The following is a 23635-nucleotide window of genomic DNA, read 5'->3' on the forward strand; positions in this document are numbered from 1 at the left end:
TTTTGTTATGGGTATCGACGAAGCGGTCCTGAGCGACATCGAGGCGACAGTTGCGGCGACGCAATCGCCGGCGGTGCTGGCGCAATTGCGCCAAAAATATCCGCGGATGGCGTGGTTGCGCTGCGACGCGTCCGATGTCGCGGAAACCCCGTGGAAGACCGTTGGTCTGTTCGACCTGCATCTCGTTGGCGGCGATCATTGCCCGCAGGTGGTGCCCGATCCGACGCAAGCGACCGGCTTCATTCTCGCGCGGCGGGCCGGCTGATGACCGAATACGACTATTCCGACGAAGGCGAAGGCCAATATATCGAGATTCCGGACGAGCCGATTCCGCTCTCCGATCCCGATCTCACCGCGCAGGAGCTGAAGGCGGTGGAGGCGGTGCTGCGCTCGCCTTTCTTGGGGGCGGGGCCTGTTGTCGATGAGTTCGAAAAAGCGTTTTCGAAATATCTGGGGCGGCGCTATGCCATCGCGGTTCCCAGCGGCACGCTGGGGCTGGCTCTGATCCTGCTGGCGCAGGGGGTGGGGCCTGGCGACGAGGTGATCGCGCCGTCCTATTCGTTCCGCGAATGCGCGCAGGCCATCGCCGCGATCGGCGCCACGCCTGTCTTCATCGATATCGACTATTGGTCGGGCTGCGTCGCGGCGTCCAAGGCGGAAGCCAAGATTTCCGAAAAGACCCGCGCCATCGTCGTGCTCAACAGCAACGGCCATCCCGCCAACTGGACCGCGTTCCGCGCCCTGGCGGAAAAGACCGGGTTGCCGATCATTGAGGATTGTTCCGAATCCATCGGGTCGCGCTACCAGGGCGCGCTGGTCGGCACTTTTGGCGACGCCAGCTTCTTCGATTTTTCGCAGCCGTCGCCTTTGGTGTGCGGCGAGGGCGGCATGATCGTCACCGACAATGTCGATCTGGCCATGGCGGTGCGGCGGCGCCGGTCCCATGCGCTGGAGGAGCGCGGCTCCGTGGCGGTGACCAGCGCCCCGGCCTTGCAGGCGAAAATGAGCGACATCACGGCGGCGCTCGGCCTCGTGCAACTGTCGCGCATCGACGAAATTCTGGAAAAGCGCCGCGAGACCGAGCAGACCTACGCCAAGTTTGTGCAGGCGTTCGAGGGCATCAAGCCGCCCTATGTCGGGCCTGAGGTCACCGAACTCCACTGGTTCGTCTATGTCGTGCATCTGGGCACGCGCTACGACCGCAAGACCCGCGATTCCATCATCGAGGAACTCGTTCTCGAACAGGTGGAGGGCGCGCCCTACTGCACGCCGCTGCATTTGCAGCGCCATTATTTCGAGCGCGGCTGGCGTCGCGGCGATCTTTTGGTCACCGAAAAGGTGGCGGATCGCGCCGTGGCCCTGCCGTTCCACTCACATCTCAGCCCGGAGCAGATCGAATTCATCATGGCCACCGCGAAGGACGCGCTGGTCTCGGCGAATACCGGCACCGCCCCTCTTTGAGCGGTGGAGCCAGCGCATATTCCCGAAAAGTGTTCGCGGTTTTCGGAAAAGAATATGCGCAAACAAGAAGGTCGATCGCATTCGGCATCGAAGGCGATCGGGAAAAACGATCGACGGCCAAAAGAGCCGCGACGCTAAATATTTGGAGTTGGAAACATGGCATCTGTGACTTTGGCCCCGTCGGGCCAGGTGGTGGAGGCGGCTGAAGGCGAGTCGCTTCTGTCCGTCATTTTAAAGGCTGTCCCTGGATTTTCGCACACGTGCGAGGGCAAGGCGCAATGCGGCTCCTGCCACATCTTCGTGCTTGAAGGGCGAAAGGGCCTGACCAAGACCACGCGGGAAGAGAATTCCAAGCTCGATGAACTCATCGGCGTGGGATCGAAATCGCGGCTGGCCTGTCAGACCAAGGTGCTGGGCGCCGAGGACATCAAGGTCGAACTTCTGAGCTTCGTCTGATCCGTTTCTTCAGGATCGGATGAAAAGAGCCTGCGCGGCCGTGTCGCGCGGGACGGGAGCCGGCTGGCTGATTTGGCGGGCCGGCGACGCGTGCGGAGGAGGGACCGCCCCCGATCTTCGCGCGCGTGGGGAACCCGTGCGCTCTCCGGGATTCGGGCGAAGCGGGAGAGCGCGTCGGGCAGGGGGCTTTTTTCGTCAGGGAGTCACAACATGACGCAGATTATCGTTCACGCCTGCTACTATCCCGATGGCACGATCAAGGAGATCGCCGAGCGTCCCGAGAACATGACGGGACAGCAATGGTTCAACTTCCTCTGCCAAAAGGTTCCGCACGCCGGCGCGGCGCTGTCGGGCGGGCGTCATATCTTCCGCATGTCGCCGGCTGATCTCGATGCGCTGAAGACGGAGGCCGGGGCGTAAGGGCCCCGCATCTGGAAAACGTCCCGCCGAGCCATGCCGGCGGGACAAGCAGTCATGTTTTTCTTTTGCCGCCCATCGCGTCCGACGCGAGATCAAGCAACGACGGAGGAGCAACATCTTCCGTTTGGTGCCCTGGCAATGGTCTGAAGATGGCGTTCAAAATCAGAATACGGTCGCTTTGCTCCATCTTCGCATTCTCATCAGCTACAAGGGCGAAATATGTGTCTAACATGGCTCGTCTCTGTTCGCTGTCCTCAGCGAGAGTTTGCGCGTTTGTTATCCAAAGACCTGCAATTCTTAGAACCCACAAGCATGCGAGCAGTGGGATTATCATTATTGCTAATGCCCCATACGGAATATCCCCGTCTGTTTTCTTTGGTAAATGGGAAATAATGGCGTCAATATTCCACAATACAGCCCAGGCGAACCCGACGGACAGTACACTGAGCGCAATTATCCCCAAAATGAAAACAAAGTAATGTTTTATTACCTTAGATTTCCAAATATTTGCTGCGCTCTCGAGCGAAGAACTTTCGTGAGCAAGAGCTTTAATAGCTATGACCTTCTGAGTGCTTGTCTCGATAAATTCGTCAATATTTTTCTCGGAAACTTTAATTAGTTCCTGTGCCTTCAGTAACTCATTGGCGGCGTCGTCGATAGCCGCGTTTATAGCAGCTTGGCTAAGTTCGGCTCGTGAAAGAGTTTCACTTAAGGTCTTTTGAAGCATTTGGCGTTCGCGAGCTTGGCTCATGCGAACGGCGTGGATAGTAGCGAAAAAAGAAGCGATTGGCTCAAATAGGATTTTTATCTCGTCGTAGTTCGTTTTTTGGGATATTTCCATCTGCACAAATGCGGGTCCGTTCTCCGCAATAATTCCGCCTAGTGTGTCCAGCGGATTGTTAAGCATAAAGTCTGTTATGAATTTGTATTTCTGTGGGCTTAATATTGAAAGGCTGGACGTCACTACATATTCTGAATTATCTTGGGTTACATCGCAAAATTCTGATCCAGATGTTACTGTTTTTGCAAGAGTTTCTAGAGCTTGCCTTACCGCAGGAATGTCGCAGCGAGGCCAGCTGACATGGCGCGCCAAGTTCGTCAAAACGCCCGCCCAACGATCGCGTTGGGCTGTCGCGAGCTCTCTGGCATCCGCACCTCTGTCCTTGGAAAAGGTCGTGGATCGCTCAGCCAAAATGCCAGCCAATTCGTCGATTTCATTCATTTTTTTGTTTCCAAAGCAATATTTTTATGTGGCTGCCACATGCCGACCGCCGTCTCACTGATGGGTCTTGTCCAGGCGAAACGTCGGTCGTTTGTCTGTCGGCGGTCACTCTATGGTGCGAGCGGTGGGAACTGCATTGATAAGCCTTCTACGCCGCCGCGAGCGCCGCCGCCGCGTCGCGCTTGATGCGCTCGACCATGGAGCGCAGGCCGTTGGAGCGCTGCGGCGTCAGGTGCTGCTCAAAACCTAATCGCTTGAACAAAGCCGGCGCGTCGGCGTCGATGATTTCCTTCGCCGTATGTCCCGAGAAGAACGCCAGCGTCAGCGCCACCAGGCCGCGCACGATATGGGCGTCGCTGTCCCCCAAAAAGTTCAGGACCGGAACGCCGTCGGCGTTGCGCGCGACGCTGGTCTGCAACCAGACCTGGCTGGCGCAGCCCCGCACCTTGTTCTCGTCGGTGTGGGCCTCCTCCGGCAGCGGGTCGAGGCTGCGGCCGAGCTCGATCAGATAGCGGTAGCGGTCGTCCCAGTCGTCCAGGAACTCAAAGCTTTCGATGATTTCGTCGAGTGTCATGCCCAAACCTTTCGACCTCTATTTCGCCCTTTGTCGCATGTCCGACAAGCCCTTTGTTGACCCTTCCCAAGCGACACTGGCGTGGTTCTTGCAAAATTCGTGCGCCACACGAATTGATTTCGTGCGGTTAACAATCAGATGAGACCGTCATGAGCGTCAGTGCGGAAAGCCCGCGCGAATATTTCGCCATTTGCGAGGTCGAGGAGATTCCGCGCGGCGGCGCGCGCGCCTTCGACCTCGCCGAACCCGACGGCGAGGGCCAAAAGCCGTTTCGCATCGTCATCGCCCGCAACGCCAGGGGCGACCATTTCGCCTATCGCAACGCCTGCCCGCACCAGGGCGTGTGGCTGAACGTCGGTTCGGGAACATTTTTCGACGAAACCGGCGCGCTGCGTTGCGGCCGGCACGGTTCGCGGTTCGACCTGGAAAACGGAACCTGCGTTTCCGGCCCCTGCGAGGGCGCGCACCTGCAAAAAATCGGCGTGGCCGTGGTCACCGGCGACGTTTGCATCCATGGCGTCACGCTGGTGGAGGACGACCGCGCCTGGGACGACGACGACACCATGGACATTACGGTTCCGCCGGGTTGAGCATGACGACACGCTATTTTCTGTCCACCAGCGGCATCAAATTGCCGCTGCGCATGGTCAATGAGATCGAGCCGGAGGCGCTCTCCAACCGCAACACCTACATCCGCGCCGATTACGATGGAGACGGCCGGTTGCTGCGGTTCGAAAAGCTTGTCTATGGCGACATCGAGCTGACCCACGTTTACACCTATGACGCGGAGGGCGCGCTGAGCCGCGCCGAGATCGCGCTGCCCGACGAGGACCCGATGGTGCTGGATTTCCCGGCATGAGCATTTATGAGCGCATTGGCGGCGCGGTGACGATCGACCGCGTGGTCGAGAGTTTTTACCGCGCCATGGACGAATTGCCGCAGGCGCGGACGATTCGCGCCATGCACGCCGACAATCTCGTCGGCGTGAAAGTGGTGTTGAAACGCTATCTGAGCGAATGGACCGGCGGCCCCGCGCTCTATTCGCCGGTCAAGGGCCCCCCGCGCATGCGCCAGCGTCACCTGGGCTTCGCCATCGACAACGCCGCCCGCGACGCCTGGATGGCCTGCATGGACCAGGCTTTGGCGGAGCACATCACCGATGCGGAAGCGCGCGAAAGCTTGCGCGACAACATGAAAAAGCTCGCCGACTGGATGCGCAATACGGAGTGAACGGGCTGCCGTCGCGCGTCGAGAGGGTTCGTCGAGAGGGTTCATGGTGACATCGCGCTGACGCGCGTCTACGATTGGAAAGGGCGCCTGCGTCGCGCCGAAACCTTTTTGCCGGACGAAGATCCGGCCTTGATGGAGTTTGGATGTCATGAGTGAGTCGGCTGCGGGCAACATGTTTGAGCGCATCGGCGGCGCCGAGACGATCAATAAAGTGGTCGATAGCTTTTATCGGCAGATGAGCCTGTTGCCGCAGGCGCAGACCATTCGCGCGATGCATGGCGACGGCCTCATCGCCATGAAGAGCGTGCTGAAGAAATATCTGACGGAACAGACCGGCGGACCCGATCTCTATTCGTCGGAAAAGGGCCACCCGCCGATGCTCAAGCGCCACCAGGCGTTTCCCATCGACAATTACGCCGCCGACGTCTGGATGGAATGCATGGATCTGGCGCTGACGGAGCATGTCGCCGACGCCGACGACCGCGAACAATTGCACGCGAAGATCAGGTCGCTCGCCGACATGATGCGCAACACCAAATAGCCGGCTTGGCCGTTGACAGGCGCAAGGGCTGTTATGTTATAACATAGCAGTTCATCCGGAGGCCCGATGCGATATCCTTGCGCCGTCACCGTAACTTTCGCGCTTTGCGCCTTCGCCCCGGCGCTTGCCGAAGCCCATTGTCTCGCTGGCGCACGCTCCTTTCCGGCCACGCTCGCCGTTGAGGAGCCCTGCGTTCACGAAGCCTTGGCTTTGCCGGATTTCGCCGCCTCCAGCACAGGCGATCTCCCGGCCGACCAGGGATTCGACATCGGAGGCCATTACTCCAAGCGCGTGTTCGAAAATCTGGCGATCGAGGTCGGTCGCCATTGGGGCTGGCTGGGGACGCCTCAGGGCGCCACCTTCGGTCCCGGCGCGATCGAAACCGGCGTCAAATACCAGTTCGTCACCCTGCCCGAGCAGGAGTTCATGGCGTCGGCCATGTTTTCCGTCGAATGGGGAAACACCGGCGCTTTGGCCCTTGGCGCGCCCACCTATCACATCTACACGGCGGGTCTGGCGTTCGGCAAAGGTTTTGGCGATCTGCCGTTCTCGCTCAACCTGCTGCGTCCCTTCGCCCTGACCGGCGACATCGGCTATTCCATCCCCGCGCGCGCCAGCACGATGGGGCCCGCGTTCGAGGTCGAACGCAATCCTCAGGTTCTGAGCACCGGCCTGTCCCTTCAATATTCGATGCCCTATCTGCGCCAGCACGTCGTCGACCTCGACCTGCCCAGATTCGTGAACAGGCTGGTTCCCCTGGTCGAACTGGCGCTCGAGACGCCGGTCGCCAACACCTTCACCTCGGGCCGCGCCACGGTCGGGACCGTGAACCCCGGCGTGATCTATACCGACACAGCCTGGCAATTCGGCGTCGAGGCGATGATTCCGATCAACCGCTTGAGCGGCCGGGATGTCGGCGTGCGCGCGCAACTGCATCTCGCGCTCGACGAAATCCTGCCGCCAGAGCTGTCGCGGCCGCTGTTCGCCGGGGGGCCGCCCATGATCGGGTCTGGAGGCGCGCGATGAGCGCCGCAAGATTGTTGGCGGCGCTGGCTTTTCTCCCGGCGTCGGCCTCGGCCGCCGTTGAACTCGACCGCGCCGAGCCGCGCGTCGGCTCCACCGTCGCCGCCGCGCCTGACAGCGTCGTGCTGAATTTTTCCGAGGCGCCCGAGGGCGCCTCCGGCGAAGTCCGCGACGCCGCGGGCGCGCGCGTCGATGTCGGCGGGTTGAAGGTCGAAAAGGAGTCTTCGCGCGCGCTGCTCAAAGTCAGGCGGCTGGGGGCGGGGGACTATACCGTGCGCTGGTGGGCGAAGGCCGACGATGGCGACGAGACCCAGGGACGTTTCTTCTTCCGTGTCGCCCCCTGATACGATTTCCGAACGATCAGTTCGGAAATCGTATTCCGCTCGCGCGGAAATCCGCCCTTCGCTTGGAGGATTTCCGCGCGATTTCGTTTTCGCGGATCGCGAAGCGATCTTGCGGAAACCGTATGATCCGGTTACAGCGGCGCGCCGAAAAAATCCTCGTCTTCGCCGCCGGCGATGCAATGCAGGCCGCGCGCGTTTTCAAAGACCGCGCGCTCGGCTTCATCAGCTTCGCGATGGGTGAGTTTTCCCTCCGGCGCGCCCGCCAGCAGCCACGGTTTTCCCGTGCGCAAGAAACGCTGCAAATGTTTCAGATCGTTGGGACGGACCACGCATTTCGGTTTTTCATCGACGAGAACGGTGATCGGAACCAAGCGGACCTCCTAAACTAAAAGCCTTCCTTGGGGCTGCCCCAGGATTTTGAGCCGGGAACCAGTACGGCCTTGATCCTGGCTTTGTCGAGGTCGGCCTGGTTCCGGTAGAGGGTGGCTTCGTGGATGGTGACGCCGTTCTTGTTTTTCACCGCGACATAGCGCACCGGCAAATCCACCTCGCAACTGTAACCGCCGCCGGGATCGTCGGTCGTACGCAAGTCCCCGTTCCAGTCGACAAAAAAACCGCTCATGGATGCAGCCTTAGTTCCGCTCGGGCGGGGGCCATGTCCCGGGGCTCGGCCCCGTCGAGTTCCTGGCGTGCGACCTGCCGCACCCGAGCGTCGGGCACAAGGGTTTTGGTGGTCTTGGCGATGGCTTTCACGCGCGCCAGAACGCGGGCGGCGACGGGGCCGTCGAGGTCGAGGCCGACGGCGGCGCAGACCGAGCGCACGGCGGCGAGGCCCGAATGCTTGCCGATCACCACCTTGTGGCGGCGCCCGAGCAGCGCGGGGTCGAGGCCCTGGTAGGTGCGCACGTCGGTGAGGAGGCCGGCGACGTGGATGCCGGATTCATGCGTAAAAATGTCGGCGCCGACGATCGGCTTGGCGCGGGGGATCGAGTCCCGCGACGCCTTGGCGACGAGATCGCAGAGGCGCATCAGTTTGGTCGGGTCGACGCCGGTGCGGGCGTCGGCGGTGCGGGGCAGGGCGACGGCGATTTCCTCCAGCGGCGCATTGCCGGCGCGCTCGCCCAGGCCCAAAACCGTGACGCTGGCCGCGCTCGCCCCGGCGCGGATCGCGGCGAGCGTGTTGGCGGTGGCGAGGCCGAGATCGTTGTGGCCGTGGAATTCGATCGGCAAATCCGTCTCGTCGCGCAGGCGCTTGATGTATTCGTAGGTCGAGAACGGATCGAGCAAACCGAGGGTGTCGGCGAAGCGGAAGCGGAACACGCCGAGTTTCGCCGCCGCGCCGGCGATCAGGCCGATGTCGCGCAGGTCGGCGCGGGAGGAATCCTCGCCGCCGAGCGCAACCTCAAGGCCCTTGTCGCGGGCGTAGCCGATGACGCGGGTGACGCGGGCCGCCACTTCATCCGGTTCGGCCTTGAGCTTGACCCGCATCTGCAAGCGCGACATCGGCGCGGAAATGTTGACGTGCTTGACGCCCGCACGAAGCGCGGCGTCGACGTCCGTTTCGCTCAGCCGGCACCAGGCGGTGACGCGCGGGGTCAGCCGTTCCGCGACGATGGCGGCGATGCCCTCGACCTCCTCGTCGCCCATAGCGGGCGTGCCCGCCTCGATTTCGTCAACGCCGGCGCCGGCCAATTCGCGGGCGATGGCGACCTTTTCGGCGAGGGTGAAGACGACGCCCGGCGCCTGTTCGCCGTCGCGAAGCGTGGTGTCGTTGATCTGGATGTGCGAGCCGGTCTTGAGCATGGCAGTCTCACGCGGTCTTTTTGAGCATTTCGCCCCACAGCGGCGATTTCTCGCGCACCGAGGCGACGATTTCGGGAAGGTTTTGCAACACGAGGTCGATCTCGGCCTCGGTGGTTTCGTGCGACAGCGAAAAGCGCAGGGCGCCTTGCAGAGAGAGCGGCGGGACGCGCATGGCGCGCAGCACATGGCTCGGCTCCATCGTCCCGGAGGCGCAGGCGGAGCCCGAGGAGGCGGCCACGCCCGCCTTGTCGAGCTTGTGCAGCAGCGCCTCGCTGTCGGCGCAGGCGAAGGCGATGTTGAGCGTGTTGGGCAGGCGCTCGCCGGCGCCGTTCACCCGCGCCTGCGGAATGGCGGCGAGCAGGCCCTGTTCGAGACGGTCGCGCAGGGCGGCGATGCGGGCGAGGTCGGTTTGCTGCGCGAGCTTTGCCGCGACGCCGAGGCCGACGATGCCGGGGGCGTTCTCGGTGCCGGCGCGGCGGCCGCGCTCCTGCTTGCCGCCACGGAACAGGGGCGAGAATTTTGTCCCCTTTTTCACATAGAGCGCGCCGATCCCCTTGGGGCCGTGCAATTTGTGACCGGAGAGCGACAGCATGTCGACCGCCGTGTCCTTGGCGTCGAGCGCCAGCTTGCCGGCGGCCTGCACGGCGTCGCTGTGGAACAGCGCGCCCGCTTCATGCGCCAGCGCCGCCAGTTTTGGCACCGGGAAGATTTTGCCGGTCTCGTTGTTGGCCCACATGATCGAGACCACCGCCGTCTTGTCCGACAGCGCTTGTTTGTAGGCGTCGAGATCGAGATCGCCGGCCTCGTCGACCGGGATGATGTGGACTTTTGCGCGCCCGGTTTTTTCCAGGTGCTGGCAAAAGTTCAGGACGGCGGGATGCTCGACCGCGCTGGTGACGATTTCGTTGCGCGGGGCCTGCGTTTCCAGAGCCGACAGCAGCGCGGTGGCGTCGGATTCGGTGCCGCCGCTGGTGAAGATCAGCTCATGATCGAATTCGGCGCCGATCAGCGCTTGCACGGACTGCCGCGCCGCCTTCAGGGCGGGGGCGACGGCCGCGCCATAGTCGTGCGTGGACGAGGCGTTGCCAAAATTTTCGGTGAAGAACGGCAGCATGGCCGCCACCACGTCCGGCGCGACCCGCGTGGTCGCGTTGTTGTCGAGATAGGCAGGCGCCATCAGGCAAAACTCTTGCCGCAGCCGCAGGACGCCGTCGCGTTGGGGTTGTTGAAGACGAAGCCGGAATGTTCGAGCGAACTGGCGTAATCGACGACCATGCCCGCCACCATCGGCTGCGACATGTCGTCGATGAATATTTTCACGCCGTCGGCGTCGACGACCGCGTCGCCCTCCTGTTCGCAGGCCAGCTCCATCTTGTACATGAAGCCGGAGCAGCCGCCGGCCTCGACCATGATGCGCAACCCTGAAGCGGGCGTCTTGGCGGTTCCGACGATTGTTTTGGCGGCGGAAACGGCGCTGGGCGTCAGTTGGATCATCGCGGGACTCCACATTTGACCGGTGTGGAGCAAGGACGGCGCCAGCGTCCGTGTCGCGTTTGCGACGCTGGAACTCGTTTGGTGAACGCCCGTCGAGGTGGAAAAAATCCGGAAGACCTGCGCGCGCACAACCTGCGAGTTGGTGGCAACCAAAAGTTGTGAGTTGTAATTTGAAGTTGCGATCAGGTCACAGCCGTCGCAGCCTTGGCCCGCTCCATCGCCCCCCGCGTATGGGCGGGCCTTCTTGTTTCGTGGTGTACCATGCCCAATGAGAAAGACGACGCCATCGACCGTGCAATGGTCAATCTTATCGTCGCCCTTTCCGAACTCGACTTGCATGGAAATCCAAGGATCGCCAAAGCGGAGGGGCGCAAATATGTTGTGCTGGCGATGAAAGAGCTTTCCGCCATTTCTCCTGGCTTTGGATGCCGCGCGCCCAAGCGGCTGATGAACGGCAGGCGACCGGCCCGGAGCCGACCAGCGCGCCCGCAGTCCTGAAACGTCCCGCTCTGCTTCACTCCGTTCTGACGCAAAAAAGCCCCGCGGACCAAGAGTCCGCGGGGCTTCTCATTAGGCCGGGGAGGAGGTCAGCCGGCAGTCAAGAGGAGGCAGATGACAATCATCGCGGCGGCTTGGCCGATGGCGATCATGCCGACGCCGGCGAGGCCGACGGTCGCGGCGGTGAGCAGCGTGACGCCGAGCAGGGCGAAAAAGCCGATGAAGAACAGGACGGCGTCGCGGCGCTCGGTGTTGGCCGGCTCGGACACGACGGCGGGGGTGGAGACGGAGGTGGTGGCAACGGCGGCTGTCGAGACGGCGGATTTGGAAACGGTCTGGGCTTCGACGAAATCGAAGGGGCTGGCGATATCGATGTTCAGGGTCATGGCATCCTCGTTTTTGGTGTGCCGACCGGGTTGACGCGGCGGTGGACAAACCGCGCCAACCCTCTGAATCGAATGCGCAAGCGTTCGAGTCTCGCGGCGACCTTTGATCTGCATCAAAGTCGCCCGTTGATCTAGATCAAACGCGCCGCGAGCGCAAGCCCTGTCGCTCACCTGCCGAAAAGGCGGGAGCGCGGCGCGGTTGCGAAGCGCTGAAACGGGCTATGTGCTTGGCGCGCCGGCCTGTTCCTCGCGCATTGCGAAACGGGTTTCGCCGTGAAAGCCGCTCAAAACTCCTCCTAAAGAAGGAGGCGTGTGCGCCTGTACTAAAGGAGGAGGGTTACGCGCCGCTGTGCTGTAAAAATTCCCAGACGGCGCGGTTGGCGTCGAAATAGTCGGCGGCGGTTTCGCCGCTGTCCGGCGCGCGACCGGGCAGGTGGTGATTGCTCGGGTCCAGGCGGATCAATTCCGTCGGGGCCTTGCAGCCGGCGAAGGTGACGATCAAGCCGCGCGTCCGGGGATCCTTGACGTCGCGCCGGGCGCCGCAGCCGTTGATCCGTGCAAACGTTTGCAGGCTCTGTTCGGCGCCGAGGGCGTCGAAAACCGCGTCGCCCGCCGTCGCCTTGCCGCCGGCGAAGGGGATTTTGGCGTCCTGCGCGCTGTTGACCGCGATATAGGCGAGCGGCGCGGCGGGTTCGCAGGCGGTGAGGTCCTGCGGCATGGCCGAGGCGATGGTGGCGAGGCCGGCGACATTTCGGCCCACGCCCGCGCAGGCCGCGCGAAACGCCAGGGGACCGCCGGAGCCCGTTCCAACGACGAAGATGCGCCGGGGGTCGGCCCGGCCCTGGTTGATCAGGTGATCGGTGAGCGCGCGCAGAAAGGCCAGCTCGCGATCGGCCTCCGCTCCCGCCGCCACCGGCCAGCGGCCGCCGAGCGCCTCGGGATAGACGAAGATCGGCTTGGCGCCGGCGAATTGTTCGAGGCCGTGGTGACGCCGGCCGCGCGTGACCACGCCGCCGGAGCGCTGCAGCACGATGATCAGCGGGCGGCGCCGCAATTTCAGGCGCTCGCGTTCGACGATCACGGCGGCCCGCGAAACGCCGCCGGAGGAGAGGGTGAGCCGCGCCGCGGCTTCCGCCGGCGCCGCGTCCAGCAGGAAGAGGGCGAGGCTTAACGCGGTAGCCGCGCGCCCGGCGCGGAACAGGTATGTCGAAATCAAGCGCTCATCTCCAAATCGCGTCGAGTTTGCCGTCGCGCCGGGGCGAAAACATGGCGAACCCCGAAAATCAGCCATGATCCATGCCGTTCCGTTCGGGCGTTCGCAAGCCTTTTGTCAGTCTAAGGGCTGACTTGCATTGCATTGCACAGGCGGCGGCTTTCCATTATCGAAACTTCAACTTCAAGGCCGGCGCCGCGCCCAAAAGTCGCACCCGGCTCCGCGGTCCAACAGAAAGGCGTCCCATGGCCGAGGCCAAAACCAGCCCGCTGCCGATCGAGCAGCGCCGTCCGCTTTCGCCGCACGTCCAGATCTACCGCTGGTCGGCGACCATGGCGATGTCGATCCTCCATCGCGTGACCGGCGTCGCCCTCTACGCTGGCACGCTGCTGCTCACCGTCTATCTGTTCACGGCGGCCAGCGGCGGCGTCGCCTTCGCGCAGGTCTCCAGCTTCTTCGGCTCGCCGCTCGGCCTGGCCATCCTGTTCGGCTACACGTTCGCGCTGATGCTGCATGTCTGCGGCGGCCTGCGCCATGCCGTCTGGGAGGCCGCGCGCGGTTTCGATCCCGTCAGCCGCAACCTGCTGGCCTGGGGCTCGCTGATCGGCGCCGTCGTCCTCACCGCGCTGGCCTGGGCCGGCGCCTACCTGCTCTGAGGTTTTGACATGCCCAAGGCCGACCCCAACCTGCAAACCCCCCGCGCCCGCGTCAAACACCTTGGCACCGCCAGGGCCGGAACACGGGACCTCTGGGAAATCCGCTTCACCTCGTTCGCGCTGCTGCCGCTGACCGTCGGCTTCGTCGTGATCGTGGCGATGCTGTCCAAGTCCGATCTCGCGGCGGCGCGCGCCCTGCTTGGCGCCCCGATCCCTGCGATGGTCATGATCGTGTTCGTCCTCGCCAGCATCTGGCACATGGCGGTGGGCATGCGCTCGGTGATCGTCGATTACGTCCGCCACCAGCACATGCGCGAACTGGCGCTGATGGCGAACCTGTGCTTCGCGACCGGCGTGGGATTTGTCTGCACCTATTCGGTGCTGCGCCTCAGCTTCATCCAGTAACGCGCCTGTCGCTTCCGAATTTAAAGGCTTGAACCATGGCTTCTTCTGACGCGCCGGCGAACCCGGCCCTCGGCGGCAAGGCTTACCCCATCGTCGACCACACGTTTGACGTGGTGGTGGTCGGCGCCGGCGGCGCCGGCTTGCGCGCCACTGTCGGCTGCTCCCAAGCGGGCTTGCGCACCGCGTGCATTTCAAAAGTGTTTCCGACCCGCTCCCATACGGTGGCGGCGCAGGGCGGCGTCGCCGCCTCGCTGGCCAATATGGGGCCGGACAATTGGAAATGGCACATGTACGACACCGTCAAGGGCTCCGACTGGCTCGGAGACCAGGACGCCATCGAATATCTGTGCCGCAACGCGCCCCAGGCCGTCTATGAGCTGGAGCATTGGGGCGTGCCGTTCTCGCGCACCTCGGAAGGCAAGATTTACCAGCGTCCGTTCGGCGGCATGACCACCGATTACGGCCGGGGCCCGCCGGCGCAGCGCACCTGCGCCGCCGCCGACCGCACCGGCCATGCGATGCTGCACACCCTCTATGGGCAGGCGCTGAAGAACGAGACCGAGTTCTTCATCGAATATTTTGCGATCGACCTGATCATGGACGCGCAGGGCCAGTGCCGCGGCGTGGTCTGTTTGAAGATGGACGACGGCACCATCCATCGCTTCCGCTCGCAACTGGTCATTCTGGCGACCGGTGGTTACGGACGCGCGTATTTCTCCGCGACCTCGGCGCATACCTGCACCGGCGACGGCGGCGGCATGATTCTGCGCGCCGGCCTGCCGATCCAGGATCTGGAATTCGTGCAGTTCCACCCGACCGGCATCTATGGCGCGGGCTGCCTGATCACCGAGGGCGCGCGCGGCGAGGGCGGCTATCTCACCAACGCCAAGGGCGAGCGCTTCATGGAGCGCTATGCGCCGTCCGTGAAGGATCTCGCGCCGCGCGACATGGTGTCGCGCGCCATGACCATGGAAATCCGCGAGGGCCGGGGCGTCGGCAAGGGCGCGGATCATATCTATCTGCACCTCGATCACCTCGATCCCGCGATCCTGCACGAGCGCCTGCCCGGCATTTCGGAAAGCGCGAAAATTTTCGCCGGCGTCGATGTGACCCGCGAGCCGATCCCGGTGCTGCCGACCGTCCACTACAATATGGGCGGCATCCAGACCAATTATCACGGCGAAGTGCTCACCAAGCGGGGCGATGACCCCGATGTGGTCGTGCCCGGCCTGATGGCGCTCGGCGAAGCCGCCTGCGTGTCCGTCCATGGCGCCAACCGCCTCGGCTCGAACTCGCTGATCGATCTCGTCGTGTTCGGCCGCGCCGCCGGACTGCGCGCCGCCGAGCTGGTCAAGGCCGGCGCCAAGCAGCCGGAACTGCCGGAAAATTCGGCCGATCTGGCGCTGTCGCGCCTCGACCATTACCGCAACGCCAAGGGCGGCACGCCCACCGCCGACCTGCGCCTGAACATGCAGAAGGTGATGCAGAACAATTGCGCGGTGTACCGCACCGGCGAGGTTTTGCAGGAAGGCGTCAAGCTGATCCACGAGGTGTGGGGCGGCCGCGACGATCTGAAGGTGACCGACCGCTCGCTGGTGTGGAACTCCGACCTGATCGAAACCTTGGAATTCGACAATCTCATCGTCCAGGCGGTGGTCACCATGGTCGGCGCGGAAAACCGCAAGGAATCGCGCGGCGCCCATGCCCGCGAGGATTTTTCGGAACGCGACGACGTGAACTGGATGAAGCACACGCTGGCGACCATCGACGACACCGCGAAAAAAGTGTCGATCGATTACCGCCCGGTCCACAGCTACACCATGACCGACGAGGTTTCGTATATCGAGCCCAAGGCTCGCGTGTACTGATCGAGGATTTACAATGGTCGAACTCGCCCTGCCGAAAAACTCGGTCTATGGACCCGGAAAAGTCTGGCCCGCGCCGGCCGACGCGAAATTCCTCACCGAATTTCGCATCTACCGCTGGAATCCGGACGACGGTCTCAATCCGCAAATCGACACCTATTTTGTCGATCGCGACGATTGCGGCCCGATGGTTCTCGATGCGCTGCTCTACATCAAGAACAAGATCGATCCGACGCTGACGCTGCGCCGCTCCTGCCGCGAAGGCATTTGCGGCTCCTGCGCCATGAACATCGACGGCCAGAACACCTTGGCGTGTACAAAAGCCATCGACGACGTGAAGTGGCCGGTGAAAATTTTCCCGCTGCCGCATATGCCGGTGGTCAAGGATCTGGTGCCGGACCTCACGCATTTCTATGCGCAGCACGCCTCGATCGAGCCCTGGCTGAAAACCGAGACGCCGGCGCCGGAAAAGGAATGGCTGCAATCGCCTGAGGACCGCGCCAAGCTCGACGGGCTCTACGAGTGCATTTTGTGCGCGTGCTGCTCGACGTCGTGCCCGTCCTATTGGTGGAACGGCGACCGCTATCTCGGGCCCTCCGCTTTGTTGCAGGCCTATCGCTGGCTGATCGATTCGCGCGACGAAGGCACGGGCGAACGCCTCGACGATCTCGAAGACCCGTTCCGGCTCTATCGCTGCCACACCATCATGAACTGCGCTCGCGCCTGCCCGAAGGCGTTGAACCCGGCCAAGGCCATCGCGCAGATCAAGAATTTGATGATCGCGCGGCAGGCGTAAGGCGGGGCGTATCACAGGCGACGCTCGCTGAACCATTGAGTTCAATGCTGCGAGTCCCCCTCACCCCAACCCTCTCCCCGCTCGCGGGGCGAGGGGGCGGCGCGCCCCAGTTGGGGAATAACGCCAATCAGGCGCGTCCGCTTGGGCGCGCCTTTTTTATTGAGCGTTGCGCCAGCGCGAGAGTTTTTGCAGCGCGCGCGCAAGCGTGTCCTGCTGCTTGGCGAAACAGAAACGGATGTGGCCGCTGAGGTCGCGGTTTTCGTAAAAGGCCGACAGCGGAATGGCGGCCACCCCGGCTTCCTCCACCATGCGGCGGCAGAAGGCGAGATCGTCGCCGTTTTCGTCGAAGGCGGTGACATCGGCCACGGCGAAATAGGTGGCTTGCGCGGGGCGGACGGTGAAGCCGAGTTGGTTCAAGCCTTCGGTCAAAAAATCGCGGCGTGTTCGCAGCGCCTGCTTCAGGCCGTCAAAATAGGTTTGCGACATGTTCAGCCCCGCCGCCACCGCTGCTTGCAGGGCCGGGGCGGTGGTAAAAGTGACGAACTGGTGGGCGCGGGCGATGGGGCCGAGCAGTTTGGCGTCCGCCATGACATAGCCGACTTTCCAGCCGGTGACGGAAAAGCTCTTGCCCGCCGAACCGATGCGGGCGACGCGGTCGCGCACGTCGGGGAAGCTGAACAGGCTTTTGTGTTCGCCTTCAAAAACCAGATGCTCGTAGACCTCGTCGCAAATGGCGAGCAGGTCGTGCTTGAGCATGAGATCGGCGAGGAAGCGGAGTTCTGAATCGTCGAAAACTTTGCCGATGGGGTTCATCGGCGTGTTGACGACCAGCGCGCGGGTGCGCGGTGTGATCGCTTTCGAAACCTGCTCGAAGGGCAGGCGCCAGTCGGGCGGGGTCAGTTTGACCGCGACCGGGACCGCGCCGCCGCGCCGGATAATCGGCGCGTAGGAATCGTAAACCGGCTCGAACACGATGACTTCGTCGCCGGGATTGAGCAGGGCGAGAAAACAATCCGACAGCGCTTCGGTCGCGCCGGAGGTGATCATCACGTTCTCGGCTTCGGCGTCGAGGCCGAAAAAACGGCAGGCGTTGTCGGCCACCGCTTGTCGCAGCGCCGGCAAGCCCATCATCGGCGGGTATTGGTGCGGTCCGTCGCGCAGGGCCTTGATCGCCGCCTCGATCAGTTCGGGGGGCTCCAGCCCTTCCGGAAAACCCTGACCGAGGTTTTCCGCTCCTTTTTCCCGCGCCAGCGTCGACATGATCTCGAAGATCGAGGTTTGGACCTGGGAAAAAGTGGCGTTGGCCATGTCAGGCTTTCAGGAAGGTGACATGGCCCATTTTTCTGCCGGGGCGCGCTTCGCTCTTGCCGTAGAGATGCAGGCAGGCGCCGGGCTGGCGCAGCAATTCCCGCCAATCGTTGATGTCGTCGCCGATCAGGTTGCGCATCACCACGGGGCCGTGGGCGCGCGTTGATCCCAGCGGAAAGCCGCAGACGGCGCGGATGTGCTGCTCGAATTGCGAGGTCACCGAACCGTCGAGGGTCCAGTGGCCGGAATTGTGCACGCGCGGCGCGATTTCGTTGACGACAAGGGTCTGGCCGACCAGAAACATCTCGACCGCGAGGACGCCGACGTAGTCGAGGGCTTCCGCGATTTTTTGCGCTTTTTCCGCCGCGCGGCGGAGCAGGTCGGGCGACATGCGCGCGGGCACCGTCGTCGTGTCGAGGATGTGGTTGTCATGGACGTTTTCGCCGACGTCCCAGGCCAAAAATTCGCCGTCGAGACCGCGCGCCGCCACCACCGAGACTTCCATGGCGAAGGGGACAAAACCTTCGAGGATCGAGGGCTGATTGCCGAGCGAGCGGAAGGCGACGGCGAGGTCCGCGCCCTCCTTGATCGTGGTCTGGCCCTTGCCGTCATAGCCGAAGCGGCGCGTCTTCAGGATCGACGGGCGGCCGATGCGGCCGACGGCGCGGGCGAGCGCGCCGGCGTCGTCGACCTGCGCATAGGGCGCGACGCCGATGCCGAGTTTTGAAATAAAATCCTTTTCGACCAGTCGGTCCTGGGTCAGCGCCAGCACGCGCGGCGAGGGGCGCACCGGCTTCAGTTTTTGCAGGAATTCCGCCGTCGCGGCGGGAATGTTTTCGAATTCGTAGGTGATGACGTCGACGCTCGCGGCGAAGCGGGCAAGTGCGGGCTCGTCGTCATAGGGCGCGATGGTGAATTGGGCGGCGACTTCAAACGCCGGCTCGCCCTCGCCGGGCGAAAAAATGTGACAGGACAGGCCGAGGCGCGCGGCGGCCAGCGCCAGCATCCGGCCGAGCTGGCCGCCGCCGATGATGCCGATCCTCGCGCCGGGCGCAAGCGCCCTGTCCTTGGTCATTGGAGGCGCTCCGCGGGGGCCGACGCCCGTTCAGTCATGCGGCCGCTCCGCAACCTTTTCCGTCTGGCGCTCGCGAAAAGCGTCGAGCCGTTTTTCCAGCGCCGGGTCGGCCAGCGCCAATATGGAGGCGGCGAGCAGGGCGGCGTTGATCGCCCCGGCCTTGCCGATCGCCAGCGTGCCCACGGGGATGCCGGCGGGCATCTGCACGATGGACAACAGCGAGTCCTTGCCCGAAAGCGCCTTGGATTCGACGGGGACGCCCAAAACGGGCAGGGAGGTCATGGCCGCGGTCATGCCCGGCAGATGCGCGGCGCCGCCGGCCCCGGCGATGATCACCTTGAAGCCGGCGTCTCGCGCCCCCTTGGCGAAGGCCACGAGACGGTCGGGCGTGCGATGCGCCGAGACGATGCGCGCGTCCGAGGCAACGCCGAGCTCTTCGAGGGTTTCCGCGGCATGACGCATGGTCGACCAATCGGACTGGCTGCCCATGATGATGGCGACGGGGGGTTGGGAATTCGACACGGGAAATCGTTCCGGAAAAGCGAAGCCGTCCTCCTATAGCGCCGCGCCGCGAAGGCAAAGCGAAATATGAGTTTTAGGCGATAATATCCGGCGTCAGCGCGTCTTCAAGGAAGCTGATGCGGTCGCGAAGGGCCAGCTTGCGCTTTTTCAAACGTTGCAATTGCAACCTGTCGTAGGCGCCAACGGCGGTCAACGCCTCGATGGCGGCGTCGAGATCGCGGTGTTCTTCCCGCAATCGCTCCAGTTCGGCAATGAATTCGGCCTGCTCTTCGTCACTCATGTCTTTGGTCATCGACCGATCTGCCGCCCGTTCCATCCACCGCCTTGCGGCGCGGATTATGGGCGCATGCGCCGTCAAGGGCAAGATCAATGATGCGGCCTTGGCGTCGCGCTCAAGCTCATCCCAATAGCTTGAGCCATGCTGCGAATTACCACTTGCAGTCGGTGACAGGCGTGTCATGATTCAGTCGTCAAAACATCGACAGGAGTTGTGCATGTCCATGCAAGCCCATCTCGCCGAACTCGAGCGCCGGCATCAGGCGCTGCAACGGGAAATCGAGAAGGAAGAGACGCTCCCCGGAACGGACGATCTTAAATTGCACGAACTCAAGCGACGCAAGCTTCAACTCAAGGACGAAATAGCCCGCCTAAAAGGTGAAAAGGTCGACGCCACGGTCCATTGAACTCCGTTGTCGGCAACTGAAATCCCCGCCTCTCCGGCGGGGATTTTCATTTGGACGCACACCGCCGCGTGCGGCGGCTTTTCGCTTTGCGGGCCGCGTTCGTTCCGTCCTTCACCTGTTGAAGCGATGTCCCGGCGGAGCGCCCGGGCATGACGGCCTGGGCTCTCGACCCGCCCGCCATTAGCCTAAGGTTGAGCGGGGGCCGTTCTGGACTTCCGCGGCGCGGCGTCGCACTTTCCGCGCGACACGTTCGGCCAAAAAACACGGGGAGGGAGCCCATGGCGAGCCAATATCACGACGTCTATGCCCACTGGAAAGACAAGCCGTTCGAATTCTGGGGCGAAGCCGCCAAGGCGGTGGACTGGATCAAGGCGCCGCAGACGGTGTTCGATCCGAACGCTGGGGTTTACGGCCGCTGGTTTCCGGACGGCACGCTCAACACCTGCTACAACGCCATCGACCGCCATGTGAACAACGGCCGCGCCGAGCAGGCGGCGCTGATCTATGACAGCCCCGTCACCGGCATCAAGCGCACCTACACCTACGCCGAACTGCTGGCCGAGGTGAACGCGGTCGCCGCGGTTCTGAAGGATTTCGGCGTCGGCAAGGGCGACCGCGTGCTGGCCTATATGCCGATGATCCCCGAAGCGGTGATCGGCGTGCTCGCCTGCGCCCGTATCGGCGCCATTCACTCGGTCGTGTTCGGCGGTTTCGCGGCCAAGGAGCTCGCGACCCGCATCAACGATTCCGAACCCAAGGTGATCCTCACCGCCTCCTGCGGCATCGAGCCGAACCGGGTGGTGAAGTACAAGCCGCTGCTCGACGAGGCCATCAGCCTCGCCGCCGTCAAGCCGGAAAAGGTTTTGTTGCTGCAGCGCCCGCAGGCCGTGGCCGATATGATCCCCGGCCGCGATTTCAACTGGGCCGATCTCGTCGTCGCCGCCATGGCGGAGCGCCGCACCGTCGCGCCCGTGGAAATGAAGGCGACCGACCCACTTTACATCCTCTACACCTCCGGCACCACCGGCATTCCCAAGGGCGTGGTGCGCGACAACGGCGGTCACGCCGTCGCCATGATGTGGACGATGAAAAACCTCTACGGCATCGAGCCGGGCGAGGTCTTTTGGGCGGCTTCCGACGTCGGTTGGGTGGTCGGCCACTCCTACATCATCTACGCCCAGCTGCTCTATGGCGCGACGACCGTCGTCTATGAGGGCAAGCCGATCGGCACGCCCGACGCCGGCGCGTTCTGGCGCATGATCGAGGAATATAACATCGCCGCGCTGTTCACCGCGCCCACGGCCTTCCGCGCCGTGCGCAAGGAGGACCCGAACGCCGAACACCTCAAGCGCTACAATGTGAAGAAAAGCCTGCGCACCCTGTTTTTGGCCGGCGAGCGCGCCGACCCCGATACGGTGGCCTGGGCCGAGCAAATCCTTGGCGTTCCCGTCATCGACCACTGGTGGCAGACCGAAACCGGCTGGGCCATCGCCGGCAACCCCATCGGCCTCGGCGCGCTGCCGGTCAAGCATGGCTCGCCGACCGTCGCCATGCCCGGCTATGACGTGCAGATCGTCGACGAGGCCTGTCATCCCGTGCCCGCCGGCAAGATGGGCTCCATTGTCGTGAAACTGCCGCTGCCTCCCGGCAACCTGCCGACCCTGTGGCAGCAGGACGAGCGGATGAAGGAAAGCTACCTCACCGACTTCCCCGGCTTCTACAAGACCGCGGACGCCGGATTTATTGACGAGGAGGGCTATCTCTACATCATGGGCCGCACCGACGACATCATCAACGTCGCCGGCCACCGCCTCTCGACCGGCGGCATGGAGGAAGTTTTGGCCTCGCATCCGGATGTCGCGGAATGCGCGGTGATCGGCGTCAAGGATGAACTCAAGGGCGAGCAGCCCTGCGGCTTCATCGTGCTGAAATCGGGCGTCTCCCGCTCGCCGATGGACATCGAGCAGGAGATAGTAAAACTGGTGCGCGACAAGATCGGCCCCGTCGCCGCCTTCAAGATCGCCATCACCGTGAACCGCCTGCCGAAGACGCGTTCGGGCAAAATCCTGCGCGGCACGATGAAGAAGATCGCCGACCACGATCCCTGGACCATGCCCGCCACCATCGACGATCCCGCCATCATGGACGAGATCATGGCGGCGCTGGAAAACAAGGGGGTGTAATTCAAAAGGGCGGCGCGCGGTCAAAAGGCCGCGCGCTGTTTTTAATTATGAAATTGGCCTGACCGCCGTCGCGCGCTATCTTCGCGCCCCAACAGGAGCGCGCCCATGCAAATTCACCTCGTTCTGACCGCGATCGGCCCGGACCGTCCCGGCCTGGTGCGCGCGGTTTCCGACACCATCGCCGACGGCGGCGGCAATTGGCTCGACACCCGCATGGCCAGCCTCTCCGGCCAGTTCGCCGGCATGGTGCTGGTCGCCATCGACGCCGAAAAAGCCGACGCGCTGATCGCCTCCCTGCGCGCGCTGGATTCCCAGGGGTTGCGCATCATCGTGCAGCGCTCCGACGCCCATCCCCCGGTGGTCGGGCGCACGGTGCGGCTCGAAACCATCGGCCTCGACCGGCCCGGCATCATCCGCGACATCTCCCATGTGCTCGCCGAGGCGCATGTCAGCATCATCGAACTGGAGAGCGAGCTGGCGAGCGGCGCCTTTTCGGGCGAAGCCATGTTCAAGGCCCGCGCGCGGCTGCTGCTGCCCGAGGGGCTCAGCTTGGTCAACCTGTGCCAGGCGCTCGAAGACATCGCCGGCGAGTTGATGGTCGATCTCACGCTGGACGAAGCCGCCGAGGCGGTTCACGTGTGAAGGGGGCGCTGAAAAAGCCGTGGCCCGCCCTCGTGGTTCGAGACGGAGGCTCCGCCTCCTCCTCACCATGAGGGCTACTTTATTGTGGGCGCAAACATTTTTTGGGGCGTGGGTGTGGGTTTACTGTCTGTTAGGCATAAAATCCAAGATGTCCTCAAGCATAATCATCGTTAATCCTTTGGACAGCGCCGCCGCCTAACGTCCTTCCATCGATGGGAAGGATAGACCATGACCTCCGGCACGCTCATTGCTCTCGACCTCGCGCCGCAGATTTGTGCGGCCATCTCCCGGCGCGGCCAAATCCTGGCCGACGACGTCGGCATGCTCTCCAATCTGCCCAAACTGGACAGCGCCCTGACCGACAGCGAGATCGACGCGCTCGGCGCGCTGGCGCGCGCGCGCCTGCCCGCCTGTCCCGATTGGGGCAGGTTCTTCGCGGAAAAAGTCGGCGGCTGGTATCTCCAGGATTTCGCCGGCCGGACCCCAAGCCTGGAGCAGGCGCACTGGCTGATCGACTATCTCGGCGGCGAAGGCGCGGACCTCACCACCGCGCAATTCCGCCTGCTGATGCAGGTCCTCGAAAATCTCGAAACCTGCCCGGACGAACTGCTCGCTTTCGCCCGCGCCTGTCTGGTGCGCGCCATGGGCGCCGAAATCGAGGCGCGCCGGCCCCAGGCCGGCAGGGCCTGAGCGGCTGAAAAAGCCTTGGACCGCCCTCGTCCTTCTAGACGCGCCTTTCAGGCGCTCCTCAGGATGAGGGCTGATACCAAGTCTCCGAGAGACTGACTCGGCGGCGGATTCCCGAATCGGCTTTTGTTTGATTCAACAGGCGAAC

General features: G+C 63.4%; 31 protein-coding genes. 18 read left to right on the forward strand and 13 right to left on the reverse strand.

What is annotated here, in order from left to right; genetic code table 11:
• Window positions 1–7: 7 nt before the first annotated feature.
• The 4 genes from GJ654_RS19105 to GJ654_RS19120 all read left to right on the forward strand — a co-directional run bounded on the left by GJ654_RS19105 (window position 8) and on the right by GJ654_RS19120 (window position 2337).
• On the forward strand, window positions 8–265 hold the full coding sequence (locus tag GJ654_RS19105; RefSeq protein WP_155447778.1) for a hypothetical protein: 258 nt from the start codon (window positions 8–10) through the stop codon (window positions 263–265).
• Entirely contained in the window at window positions 265–1461 is a 1197-nt protein-coding gene (locus GJ654_RS19110; RefSeq protein WP_155447779.1) for a DegT/DnrJ/EryC1/StrS family aminotransferase, read from the forward strand. Before GJ654_RS19105 ends, GJ654_RS19110 begins: the two co-directional genes overlap by 1 nt.
• Window positions 1462–1617: 156 nt before the next feature.
• On the forward strand, window positions 1618–1917 hold the full coding sequence (locus GJ654_RS19115) for a 2Fe-2S iron-sulfur cluster-binding protein (protein WP_155447780.1): 300 nt from the start codon (window positions 1618–1620) through the stop codon (window positions 1915–1917).
• Between the two features lie 210 nt (window positions 1918–2127).
• The gene (locus GJ654_RS19120; RefSeq protein WP_155447781.1) at window positions 2128–2337 is read left to right on the forward strand and encodes a hypothetical protein; all 210 of its coding nucleotides are present in this window, start codon (window positions 2128–2130) and stop codon (window positions 2335–2337) included.
• A 52-nt stretch (window positions 2338–2389) separates the two neighbouring features.
• Here the strand turns inward: GJ654_RS19120 and GJ654_RS19125 are convergent, their stop codons facing one another.
• Together GJ654_RS19125 and GJ654_RS19130 are read right to left on the reverse strand one after the other, a co-directional pair.
• A complete protein-coding gene (locus tag GJ654_RS19125) occupies window positions 2390–3559 on the reverse strand; it encodes a DUF6161 domain-containing protein (protein ID WP_155447782.1) in 1170 nt (389 codons plus the stop codon).
• A gap of 148 nt (window positions 3560–3707) precedes the next feature.
• Window positions 3708–4133 carry a SufE family protein gene (locus tag GJ654_RS19130; RefSeq protein WP_155447783.1) on the reverse strand — a complete coding sequence of 142 codons (426 nt, stop codon included), beginning with the start codon at window positions 4131–4133 and terminating at the stop codon, window positions 3708–3710.
• Between the two features lie 149 nt (window positions 4134–4282).
• Here GJ654_RS19130 and GJ654_RS19135 point away from each other — a divergent pair, with 149 nt between their 5' ends.
• The 6 genes from GJ654_RS19135 to GJ654_RS20925 all read left to right on the forward strand — a co-directional run bounded on the left by GJ654_RS19135 (window position 4283) and on the right by GJ654_RS20925 (window position 7271).
• Window positions 4283–4723, forward strand: a complete 441-nt coding sequence (locus tag GJ654_RS19135) for a Rieske (2Fe-2S) protein (RefSeq protein ID WP_155447784.1) — start codon at window positions 4283–4285, stop codon at window positions 4721–4723.
• Between the two features lie 2 nt (window positions 4724–4725).
• A complete protein-coding gene (locus tag GJ654_RS19140) occupies window positions 4726–4992 on the forward strand; it encodes a DUF6156 family protein (RefSeq protein WP_155447785.1) in 267 nt (88 codons plus the stop codon).
• Window positions 4989–5363 carry a group II truncated hemoglobin gene (locus GJ654_RS19145; RefSeq protein ID WP_155447786.1) on the forward strand — a complete coding sequence of 125 codons (375 nt, stop codon included), beginning with the start codon at window positions 4989–4991 and terminating at the stop codon, window positions 5361–5363. The genes GJ654_RS19140 and GJ654_RS19145 overlap by 4 nt, the downstream gene beginning before the upstream one ends.
• 148 nt (window positions 5364–5511) lie before the next feature.
• On the forward strand, window positions 5512–5904 hold the full coding sequence (locus tag GJ654_RS19150) for a group II truncated hemoglobin (RefSeq protein ID WP_155447787.1): 393 nt from the start codon (window positions 5512–5514) through the stop codon (window positions 5902–5904).
• A 66-nt stretch (window positions 5905–5970) separates the two neighbouring features.
• The gene (locus GJ654_RS20920) at window positions 5971–6930 is read left to right on the forward strand and encodes a hypothetical protein (protein ID WP_196305623.1); all 960 of its coding nucleotides are present in this window, start codon (window positions 5971–5973) and stop codon (window positions 6928–6930) included.
• Window positions 6927–7271: a copper resistance CopC family protein gene (locus GJ654_RS20925; protein WP_196305624.1), complete on the forward strand. Its 345-nt coding sequence runs from the start codon at window positions 6927–6929 to the stop codon at window positions 7269–7271. Before GJ654_RS20920 ends, GJ654_RS20925 begins: the two co-directional genes overlap by 4 nt.
• Window positions 7272–7402: 131 nt before the next feature.
• Here GJ654_RS20925 and GJ654_RS19160 read toward each other — a convergent pair whose 3' ends face one another.
• From GJ654_RS19160 to GJ654_RS19190, 7 genes are all read right to left on the reverse strand, one after another.
• Window positions 7403–7642: a hypothetical protein gene (locus tag GJ654_RS19160; RefSeq protein WP_155447788.1), complete on the reverse strand. Its 240-nt coding sequence runs from the start codon at window positions 7640–7642 to the stop codon at window positions 7403–7405.
• A gap of 14 nt (window positions 7643–7656) precedes the next feature.
• On the reverse strand, window positions 7657–7893 hold the full coding sequence (locus GJ654_RS19165) for a hypothetical protein (protein ID WP_155447789.1): 237 nt from the start codon (window positions 7891–7893) through the stop codon (window positions 7657–7659).
• Complete coding sequence (gene nifV / locus GJ654_RS19170) at window positions 7890–9074, reverse strand: homocitrate synthase (RefSeq protein ID WP_155447790.1); 1185 nt, start codon at window positions 9072–9074, stop codon at window positions 7890–7892. Before nifV ends, GJ654_RS19165 begins: the two co-directional genes overlap by 4 nt.
• Window positions 9075–9081: 7 nt before the next feature.
• Complete coding sequence (gene nifS, locus GJ654_RS19175; protein ID WP_155447791.1) at window positions 9082–10251, reverse strand: cysteine desulfurase NifS; 1170 nt, start codon at window positions 10249–10251, stop codon at window positions 9082–9084.
• The gene (locus GJ654_RS19180) at window positions 10251–10568 is read right to left on the reverse strand and encodes a HesB/IscA family protein (protein ID WP_155447805.1); all 318 of its coding nucleotides are present in this window, start codon (window positions 10566–10568) and stop codon (window positions 10251–10253) included. The genes nifS and GJ654_RS19180 overlap by 1 nt, the downstream gene beginning before the upstream one ends.
• Window positions 10569–11155: 587 nt before the next feature.
• Window positions 11156–11452 (reverse strand): hypothetical protein, encoded by a 297-nt coding sequence (locus GJ654_RS19185; RefSeq protein WP_155447792.1) that lies wholly within the window; start codon window positions 11450–11452, stop codon window positions 11156–11158.
• 337 nt (window positions 11453–11789) lie between these two features.
• The gene (locus tag GJ654_RS19190; RefSeq protein ID WP_155447793.1) at window positions 11790–12668 is read right to left on the reverse strand and encodes an alpha/beta hydrolase family esterase; all 879 of its coding nucleotides are present in this window, start codon (window positions 12666–12668) and stop codon (window positions 11790–11792) included.
• Between the two features lie 242 nt (window positions 12669–12910).
• Here GJ654_RS19190 and sdhC point away from each other — a divergent pair, with 242 nt between their 5' ends.
• The 4 genes from sdhC to GJ654_RS19210 are packed head-to-tail and all read left to right on the forward strand — an operon-like array spanning window position 12911 to window position 16387.
• Window positions 12911–13321, forward strand: coding sequence for a succinate dehydrogenase, cytochrome b556 subunit (gene sdhC, locus GJ654_RS19195; protein ID WP_155447794.1), 411 nt, complete (start codon window positions 12911–12913; stop codon window positions 13319–13321).
• Between the two features lie 9 nt (window positions 13322–13330).
• On the forward strand, window positions 13331–13726 hold the full coding sequence (gene sdhD, locus GJ654_RS19200) for a succinate dehydrogenase, hydrophobic membrane anchor protein (RefSeq protein ID WP_155447795.1): 396 nt from the start codon (window positions 13331–13333) through the stop codon (window positions 13724–13726).
• A 35-nt stretch (window positions 13727–13761) separates the two neighbouring features.
• Complete coding sequence (gene sdhA, locus GJ654_RS19205; protein WP_155447796.1) at window positions 13762–15594, forward strand: succinate dehydrogenase flavoprotein subunit; 1833 nt, start codon at window positions 13762–13764, stop codon at window positions 15592–15594.
• A 13-nt stretch (window positions 15595–15607) separates the two neighbouring features.
• Entirely contained in the window at window positions 15608–16387 is a 780-nt protein-coding gene (locus tag GJ654_RS19210) for a succinate dehydrogenase iron-sulfur subunit (RefSeq protein WP_155447797.1), read from the forward strand.
• 156 nt (window positions 16388–16543) lie between these two features.
• Here the strand turns inward: GJ654_RS19210 and GJ654_RS19215 are convergent, their stop codons facing one another.
• The 4 genes from GJ654_RS19215 to GJ654_RS19230 all read right to left on the reverse strand — a co-directional run bounded on the left by GJ654_RS19215 (window position 16544) and on the right by GJ654_RS19230 (window position 19584).
• Window positions 16544–17695, reverse strand: coding sequence for an aminotransferase (locus GJ654_RS19215; protein ID WP_155447798.1), 1152 nt, complete (start codon window positions 17693–17695; stop codon window positions 16544–16546).
• 1 nt (window position 17696) lies between these two features.
• A complete protein-coding gene (locus GJ654_RS19220) occupies window positions 17697–18770 on the reverse strand; it encodes a 5-(carboxyamino)imidazole ribonucleotide synthase (protein ID WP_155447799.1) in 1074 nt (357 codons plus the stop codon).
• Between the two features lie 30 nt (window positions 18771–18800).
• Window positions 18801–19259 carry a 5-(carboxyamino)imidazole ribonucleotide mutase gene (purE, locus tag GJ654_RS19225; RefSeq protein ID WP_155447806.1) on the reverse strand — a complete coding sequence of 153 codons (459 nt, stop codon included), beginning with the start codon at window positions 19257–19259 and terminating at the stop codon, window positions 18801–18803.
• A 106-nt stretch (window positions 19260–19365) separates the two neighbouring features.
• The gene (locus GJ654_RS19230) at window positions 19366–19584 is read right to left on the reverse strand and encodes a YdcH family protein (RefSeq protein ID WP_155447807.1); all 219 of its coding nucleotides are present in this window, start codon (window positions 19582–19584) and stop codon (window positions 19366–19368) included.
• Window positions 19585–19786: 202 nt separating this feature from the next.
• Between GJ654_RS19230 and GJ654_RS19235 the strand changes: the two genes are divergently transcribed.
• The 4 genes from GJ654_RS19235 to GJ654_RS19250 all read left to right on the forward strand — a co-directional run bounded on the left by GJ654_RS19235 (window position 19787) and on the right by GJ654_RS19250 (window position 23490).
• Window positions 19787–19975, forward strand: coding sequence for a YdcH family protein (locus GJ654_RS19235; protein ID WP_155447800.1), 189 nt, complete (start codon window positions 19787–19789; stop codon window positions 19973–19975).
• Window positions 19976–20253: 278 nt separating this feature from the next.
• On the forward strand, window positions 20254–22158 hold the full coding sequence (locus GJ654_RS19240) for a propionyl-CoA synthetase (protein WP_155447801.1): 1905 nt from the start codon (window positions 20254–20256) through the stop codon (window positions 22156–22158).
• A 105-nt stretch (window positions 22159–22263) separates the two neighbouring features.
• Window positions 22264–22800 (forward strand): glycine cleavage system protein R, encoded by a 537-nt coding sequence (locus GJ654_RS19245; RefSeq protein WP_155447802.1) that lies wholly within the window; start codon window positions 22264–22266, stop codon window positions 22798–22800.
• A 228-nt stretch (window positions 22801–23028) separates the two neighbouring features.
• Window positions 23029–23490 (forward strand): hypothetical protein, encoded by a 462-nt coding sequence (locus tag GJ654_RS19250; RefSeq protein ID WP_155447803.1) that lies wholly within the window; start codon window positions 23029–23031, stop codon window positions 23488–23490.
• Window positions 23491–23635 lie beyond the last annotated feature (145 nt).

This window comes from Rhodoblastus acidophilus, assembly GCF_009720655.1.
In the GTDB taxonomy this organism is placed as follows: domain Bacteria; phylum Pseudomonadota; class Alphaproteobacteria; order Rhizobiales; family Beijerinckiaceae; genus Rhodoblastus; species Rhodoblastus acidophilus_A.